The sequence below is a fragment of the Stenotrophomonas sp. 05L44_2 genome (assembly GCF_056665995.1).
On the sequence record NZ_JBFTNR010000141.1, the window covers coordinates 1 to 7150 of the forward strand.

Genomic DNA, 7150 nt, shown 5'->3' on the forward strand with positions numbered 1-7150 from the left:
GACATGTAGGTGGCGCTGGCACCGTACTCGCCACCGGTGGCGAAGCCCTGCAGCAGGCGCGCGAACAGCAGGATGATCGCCGCCCAGATGCCGATGCTGGCAGCGGTGGGGGTGATGGCGATGATGAACGAGCAGAAGGCCATCAGCGTGACCGACACGGTCAATGCAAGGCGACGGCCATGACGGTCGGCGAAGCGACCGAAGAACCATGCGCCGATCGGGCGCATCAGGAAGGTCGCGGCGAAGATCGCCCACACGTACAGGGTGGAGTTCTTGTCTTCAGGCGAGAAGAACTGCGATTCGAAGTACACGGCGAACACCGAGTACACGTAGACGTCGTACCACTCCACCAGGTTGCCGGCGGAGCCTTTGAGGGTGTTGGAGATGGAACGCCGCAGGGCGGCGCCGTCGGTGCTGGGGACAGCGGATTGGGACGTAGTGCTCATCCGGGTGGGGATCCTCGATGCGGTGCGTCCATGCGGGAAATTGCGCTGCCAGGCGCGCGGTGCGCTGCCGGCCAGCCTCCTTGGTACTGCAACCCACGTCAACGCCGGGTGCCGGAAGGGGCGGGCGGGGCATGGATGGATGACAGCGTGCCACTACATGGGCTGCCGGACCATAACCAAAACGTCCTAAAATCCGTGTTCCCCCAGCTCCCTGGTGCGTCATGTCGGCTCCCCCCGTTCCGTCTGCGGCTGCCCCACGGGGCGGCCTTGTCGTGCTGGCACTGCTGCTGGTCTACGTGGTCTGGGGCTCGACCTACCTGGGTATCGCCAAGGCCCTGCATGGCGGCGCGCTGCCACTGACGATGGTCTCCGGCAGCCGGTTCATCATTGCCGGCGGCCTGATGTACCTGGCGCTGCGCCTGTTCTGGAAGATGCCCAGACCCACCCTGCGGCAGTGGCGCAACCTGGTCATCATGGGCGTGACCATGCTGGTGCTGGGCAACGGCATGGTGGTGCTGGCCGAACGCGAGGTGTCATCCGGCCTGGCCGCTACCGCGGTGGCCTCGGTGCCGTTGTGGATGGCGCTGTTCTCGGCCCTGCGCGGGCAGCATGCCAGCAAGGGCGAATGGCTGGGCATCGCCGTTGGCTTCGTCGGCGTGGTCTGGCTCAACGCCGGCAGCAGCCTGACCGCATCGCCCACCGGGCTGGTGCTGCTGCTGATCGCGCCGGTCGGCTGGGCGTTCGGCTCGGTGTGGGCACGCGGGCAGGATCTGCCGGGGCCGTTCATGACGGCCGCCGGGCAGATGATCTGCGGTGGCGTGCTGCTGGTGCTGATCGGCCTGGTCGTCGGCGAGCGCCCCACCACCCTGCCCGACAGCGGTGGCCTGCTGGCGATGGCCTACCTGTGCGTGTTCGGTTCGATCGTGGCGTTCACCGCTTACGTCTGGCTGCTGCAGAACGTRCGCCCGGCGCTGGCCGGCAGCTATGCCTACGTCAATCCGGTGATTGCTGTCCTGTTGGGGGCTGCATTGAATGGTGAACGCTTTGGTTGGCGCGACTTCCTGGCCATGGCGGTGATACTTCTGGGTGTGGTGGTACTGACGATGGCAAGGACACGCAAGCGATGAGCATGGACGAGAAAGAACAGCGACGGGGCCTGTTGATCACTGCCTCCACCTTCGTGCTGTGGGGGCTGGTGCCGGTGTACTGGCATCTGCTCAACGAAGTGCCTTCGTTCCAGATCATCGCCCACCGCATCATCTGGAGCACCGTGCTGGTGGTGGCCTGGCTGCTGATCGCATCACGGCTGGGTTGGTGGAAGAAGATCGCCGCGCAACCGCGCGCGCTGCCGATCCTGGCGGTATCGAGCCTGACCATCGCCTTCAACTGGGGCCTGTACATCTGGGCGATCAACGCAGGGCATGTGATCGAAACCAGCCTGGGCTATTTCATCAACCCGCTGGTGAACGTTCTGCTGGGCGTGCTGGTGCTGAAGGAGCGCCTGCGCCGCGTGCAGTGGCTGGCGGTAGCCATCGCCGCGGTGGGCGTGGCCTGGCTGACCATCGATGCGGGCACGCCGCCGTGGATCGCGCTGGGCCTGGCGTGCTCGTTCGGCCTGTACGGCCTGCTGCGCAAGCTGGTGTCGGTCGATCCGGTGGCCGGGCTGGGCGTGGAAAGCCTGTACCTGTTCCTGCCCGCGCTGGGCTTCGCGCTGTGGTCGGAAAACGGCCATGGCGGTGGCTTCTTCGGTGGCTGGGGCTGGGCAAACGACCTGATGCTGATTTTCGGCGGGGTGATCACGGCGGTGCCGCTGATCGGCTTCGCCTACGGGGTCAAGCGCATCCCGCTGTCGCTGGTCGGCATCCTGCAGTACATCGCACCGAGCCTGCAGCTGCTGCTGGGCGTGTTCTTCTTCCACGAAGCGTTCGACACCGGCAAGGCGATTGGTTTTGCGGCGATCTGGGCCGGGTTGGTCCTGTACGTCGGTGACAACGTACGGGCGATGCGCGGCGCGAAACGGTAGCGCCTCCGGGGTCAGATCCCTTCGCGATGCAAAGGGATCCGACGCCGCAAAAAAGAACGGCGCCCCGAGGGGCGCCGTTCTGCTTCCATCCACGGCCAGGAGAGAGTTGGCCGGGGCGGGAACGCGGTTGCAGGCTTAGAAGCGCTGCTGGTACTTCATGTACATGAAACGACCGATGTCGAAGCCACCGTAGTAGGTGAAGCTGCTGTTGGGCTGGCTGTACATGATCGGACCCTGGTGGTCGAACACGTTGTTCAGGCCCAACGACACGGTGCCATCCCACGGCAGGCTGTAACGCACCTGCAGGTCGTGGAAGGTGTTGGAACCCACCTTGCGGCTCGGCTGTGCATCGGTATACGGCGAAACAAAGTCGGCCATGTTGCAGTCCGGGCCACCGCCCAGATCGTACGAGCAGGCTTCCTTCATGCCCGAGTAGTAACGGGCGGTCCAGCCGATGCCGAGGTTGCCGTACTGCCAATCCAGGTTGAAGGTCGAACGTACGCGGAAGTCACCGGCCCAGCCCACGCGCTGCTCCACCGGGGTGGTGGCGGCGCTGTCGTTGCGCTGCTCCAGGTAGTCGGTGTAGGTGGTGTTCCAGTTGATGGCGAACTTGCCGTATGCGGTTTCCGGCAGGCGGTAACRCACACCGATGTCATAGCCGGCGGTTTCGCGGTAGCCGGCGTTGACCAGCGAACGATCCAGCGCCGAGACCTGGCCGCGGGTGGCCGCAGCGGTGGAACGGGTGAAGCGACCGCATGCCGAATCCACGCCCTGCACGTAGCACTGGTTGAGGATGTCGGTAGCCGACTCGCCCACGATGGCGTTGTCGATGCGGATCTTCCACCAGTCCAGGCTGACGTCCAGGCCCTGCACGAATTCCGGGCTGTAGACCAGGCCGACGGTCCAGGTCTTGGCGGTTTCCGGCTTCAGTTCCGGGTTGGAACCGGAGTTGAAATCGGAGGTGGCCTGCTGGCCCGGGCGGTTGGCAAGGTTGCCGTCCGAACCGGTCTGCTGACGGAAGTTGGCGGGCACGTTCAGCGCCTGGCAGCGTGCTGCCACGGTCGGGCTGCTGGCGGCGATGCCGAACTTCGTATCGCACGGATCGGTGAACGAATCGCGGCTGGAAACCGCGCCGCCGTAGAGATCGTCCACGGTCGGTGCACGGAAGCCGGTGCCGTAGGTGGCGCGTACCAGCAGGCTGTCGATCGGCTTCCACTTCAGGCCGAACTTGCTGTTGGTGGTCGAACCGAAGGTGTTGTAGTCGGTGTAGCGACCGGCCAGGTCCAGCGACAGCTCGCGGGCGAAGGCCATGTCGGCCAGCAGCGGCACCTGCATTTCCAGGTAGACCTCGTTGAGCGAGTAGTCGCCACGGGTCGGCTGGCCGGTGGTGCCGGCGATCTGGCCCTTCTGCACCATCAGGTCCGGGGTGTAGCTGGCTTCTTCGCTGCGGTGCTCAAAGCCCATCGCGCCCATGATGTCGCCGGCCGGCAGGCTGAACAGCGAGCCGGAGATGTTGGCGCTGGCGACCTTGGTGGTGCTGCGCATCTTGTCGACGAAGCGGGTGAACAGGTAGTCCTGCACGTCCTGGTTGCCCAGCGAGCCCGGGCCGGTGTAGCCCATCGGCGCAGCCGGATTCCACGGCACGCAGCCGGCGATCACCGCACCCGGCGTACCGCAGCGGGCCACGTCGCCGTCCATGAAGGACGGGCCGACGGCGAGGTTGACGTTCGGCTGGTACATGCTGCCCGTGCCAACGCGCTCGCCTTCATTGCGGTTGTACATGTAGCTGACGTTCCAGTCCCAGTAGCGCGAACCGGTTTCGAAGCTGCCTTCCAGGCCGAGGCTGGCACGCTTGGTTTCCAGCGTGTTCTCGGTACCGCGCGGCAGCTCTTCGGTGCGGTGCGAGAACAGCACGTCCTGGCCCCACTTGTTGAAGGTGCTGTCCTTGGACAGCGCAGCGCGCGTGCCGTTGCGCGACTGCGCAGCCGAGACCGAGTACGGGTAGCCGGCCAGGTGCTTGGTCGACTCGCGCTTGCTGTACAGCGCATCGGCGACGATGCGCAGGTTGTCGGTGATCGAGAAGCCGCCGTTGGCGAACACCGAGGTGCGCTCCAGGCCGCTCAGCAGGCTCATGTTGGTCTTGGCGTTGGCGCCGTCAGCCGGATCCGGCGTGTGGAAGTTGCCAGCGCTGCTCGGGTCGCCGCCCGGGCCCACGGTCAGCGGCTTGCCACCGACGGTGACCGTGCCCCACTGGGTGGTCGGGCTCAGCGCGTCGACGTCGTCGGCATGGCGCGGGCCACCCGGGTAGCGGCTGAACTCGCGCGCATCGCCGAGGATTTCGTCTTCCTTGGTGCGCTCGGCGCCGACGCTGAACCAGCCGCGGTCGAAGGTCTTGCCGAAGGTGGCGCTGTAGGAGCGCTTCTGGCCGTCGCCTTCACCGTACTGGCCGACATAGACGCTGGCTTCGCCACCGTCGAAGTTCTTGCGGGTGATGATGTTGACCACRCCGGCGATGGCGTCCGAGCCGTACAGCGCCGAGGCGCCATCGGTCAGCACTTCGACGCGTTCGACGATCGCCGACGGAATCGAGGCCAGGTCGGAGTAACCGCCGGCGCTGACGCCCATGCGGCGGCCGTCGATCAGCACCAGGCTGCGTTCCGGGCCGAGGTTGCGCAGGCTGACATACATGCCGCCGAAATCGCGCGAGGAGCTCAGCGAGGACGAACGGCTCAGGCTCGGTGCGCCGGCTGCAGTGACGTCCTGCAGGATGTCGGCAACGTTGACGTAGCCCTTCTTCTCGATGTCGGCGCGGTTGAGTGCCACCACCGGCTGCGCGGTCTCGACACTGGCCTGGCGGATGCGCGAGCCGGTGATCTCGATGCGGTCGAGGTTGGTGGGGGTATCGCCGGCTTCCTGTGCGAAAGCGGGCGTGGTGCAGCTGGCGGCCAGCGCGATGACGATCGCGTTGCGCAGCGGGGTGGTCTTCAGGGACATCCGTGAAATCTCGTGTTTCAGAAAAAACATGCGTCCGTTCTATGGACGCGTGGGGTGCTGCAAACCAACGTGGGGGCCGGATTCTAGAGTGTTTTCATCGGTAACTGTTTGTCCGCGCGCGCTGTAACGCCGCGAAAATGAATCGCAACCAACAATCCACAGGTGCACTGTGCGCAACGTCACGCGCGATGCGTTTGCGATGGGCAGAGGCACCGATAGCGGCACGAACCCGGCACGCTTGAGTGGTTGCAACAACGCATCGCAGTACGCACGTAGCTATCAGTTGTGGTACTCCGTCCCGCATGAAACGCTCTTCGCGTTGTCGTCGAAAGAAGGAGATGAAGGGATGATCCACCTCGAAGAGGCACGCCGCCGAGTGGAGGCTGCACTTGCCACCGACGATGAACCGGTTGTCATCACGCACGAGCATGAAGTCGTCGAAGGCTGGCTGTTCTGTTTCCAATCGCTGCGCTACCTGCAATCCGGCGAGATATCGGATGCGTTGGCCGGCAATGGACCGATCTTCTTCGACAGGCATACGGGCGATCAGCACCCGCTGTGCACGGCATGTGCGCCGGAGGAAGCCCTGCGTCAGCATCTGGCCTCGCGTACCCCGCCATCTGAAGCCACGTCGGTGGACTTCTGAATTCCGGGAACGAAAAAGGGACGGAGCTTTCGCCCCGTCCCCTGCGCAACGCTCAATAAATCAATGCGTGATGCTCAGGTCTCGCGCAGCGCCGTGGTGATCGGCAGGCGTGCCGCGCGCAGCGCCGGGAACAACCCGCCCACCAGGCCGATGCCCAGCGCCCACTTCAACCCGCTCCACAGCAGTTCCGGCGATACATGGAACTTGAACACCACCGCGCTGAAGTTGCTGCCGATGGTGGACACGCTGTAGCCGTTGAACAGCAGCCACGCCACCGCACATCCCAGCAGTCCACCGAGCAGCGCCAGCAGCATGGTTTCCAGCATCACTGCAGTCACCACCGGCAGGCCACGGAAGCCGATCGCACGCATGGTGGCGATCTCGCGTGCGCGTGTGGCCACGGCGGCATACATCGTGTTGAGCGCACCGAACACGGCGCCCACTGCCATGATGGTGCCGATCACCTTGCCGAGGATGTCGATCAGCTTGGTCAACCCACCACCCTGCTTGCTGTAGTAGACGCGGGTGGTTTCCACGTCCAGCTTCAGGCGCGGATCGGCGGCCACGGCGGCCTTGAACTGCTCGAAGCCGGCCTTGCCGTCGGTACGCACGCTGATCGACTGCCAGGCACTGCGCTGGTAGGTGGTGGCCAGCGTGTCGGCGTCGGTCCACAGTTCCGAGTCATGCGCATCGCCGGTAGCGAACACGCCCACGACCGTCCAGGTCTGGTTGCCCAGGGTGAGCGTTTTGCCAACATCCATGTCGCGGAACTGGCTCCTGGCGCCCTGGCCGACCACGATCTCGCGCAGGCCGGCGGCGAACCGGCGGCCTTCGACGATCTTGACCTTGTCATGCACGGCCCACGCCTGCGGGCCGACACCGCGGAACTGTGCATTGACGTCGGTGCCATCGGCCTTGGACACCAGGTTGACCACCTGCGAGAGTTCCGGCGACAGCAGCGGCCGCCCCTGCGCATCGCGGGTGATGCCGGGCAGGGTGGACAGCGTCGGGACCTGTTCGCGGGTGATGACCGAGTTGGTC

At 65.2% G+C, this 7150-nt stretch carries 6 protein-coding genes; 3 read left to right on the top strand and 3 right to left on the bottom strand.

Annotation, left to right across the window (positions count from 1 at the left end):
- Positions 1 to 446, bottom strand: a 446-nt coding sequence (locus AC1VAN_RS06875; protein WP_480985520.1) for an MFS transporter, incomplete at its 3' end; no start/stop codon positions are given.
- A gap of 221 nt (positions 447 to 667) precedes the next feature.
- On the opposite strand from AC1VAN_RS06875, the gene yedA reads away from it, so the two are divergent.
- On the top strand, positions 668 to 1573 hold the full coding sequence (yedA, locus tag AC1VAN_RS06880; protein ID WP_025878341.1) for a drug/metabolite exporter YedA: 906 nt from the start codon (positions 668 to 670) through the stop codon (positions 1571 to 1573).
- Positions 1570 to 2469, top strand: a complete 900-nt coding sequence (gene rarD / locus AC1VAN_RS06885; protein WP_025878342.1) for an EamA family transporter RarD — start codon at positions 1570 to 1572, stop codon at positions 2467 to 2469. The genes yedA and rarD overlap by 4 nt, the downstream gene beginning before the upstream one ends.
- A 135-nt stretch (positions 2470 to 2604) precedes the next feature.
- Here the strand turns inward: rarD and AC1VAN_RS06890 are convergent, their stop codons facing one another.
- Positions 2605 to 5463, bottom strand: a complete 2859-nt coding sequence (locus tag AC1VAN_RS06890) for a TonB-dependent receptor plug domain-containing protein (RefSeq protein WP_480985521.1) — start codon at positions 5461 to 5463, stop codon at positions 2605 to 2607.
- A gap of 169 nt (positions 5464 to 5632) precedes the next feature.
- On the opposite strand from AC1VAN_RS06890, the gene AC1VAN_RS06895 reads away from it, so the two are divergent.
- Positions 5633 to 6109 (top strand): YrhB domain-containing protein, encoded by a 477-nt coding sequence (locus tag AC1VAN_RS06895; RefSeq protein WP_313444134.1) that lies wholly within the window; start codon positions 5633 to 5635, stop codon positions 6107 to 6109.
- A 74-nt stretch (positions 6110 to 6183) separates the two neighbouring features.
- Here the strand turns inward: AC1VAN_RS06895 and AC1VAN_RS06900 are convergent.
- Positions 6184 to 7150: ABC transporter permease (locus AC1VAN_RS06900; RefSeq protein ID WP_480985522.1), on the bottom strand; the 967-nt coding region annotated here is incomplete at its 5' end.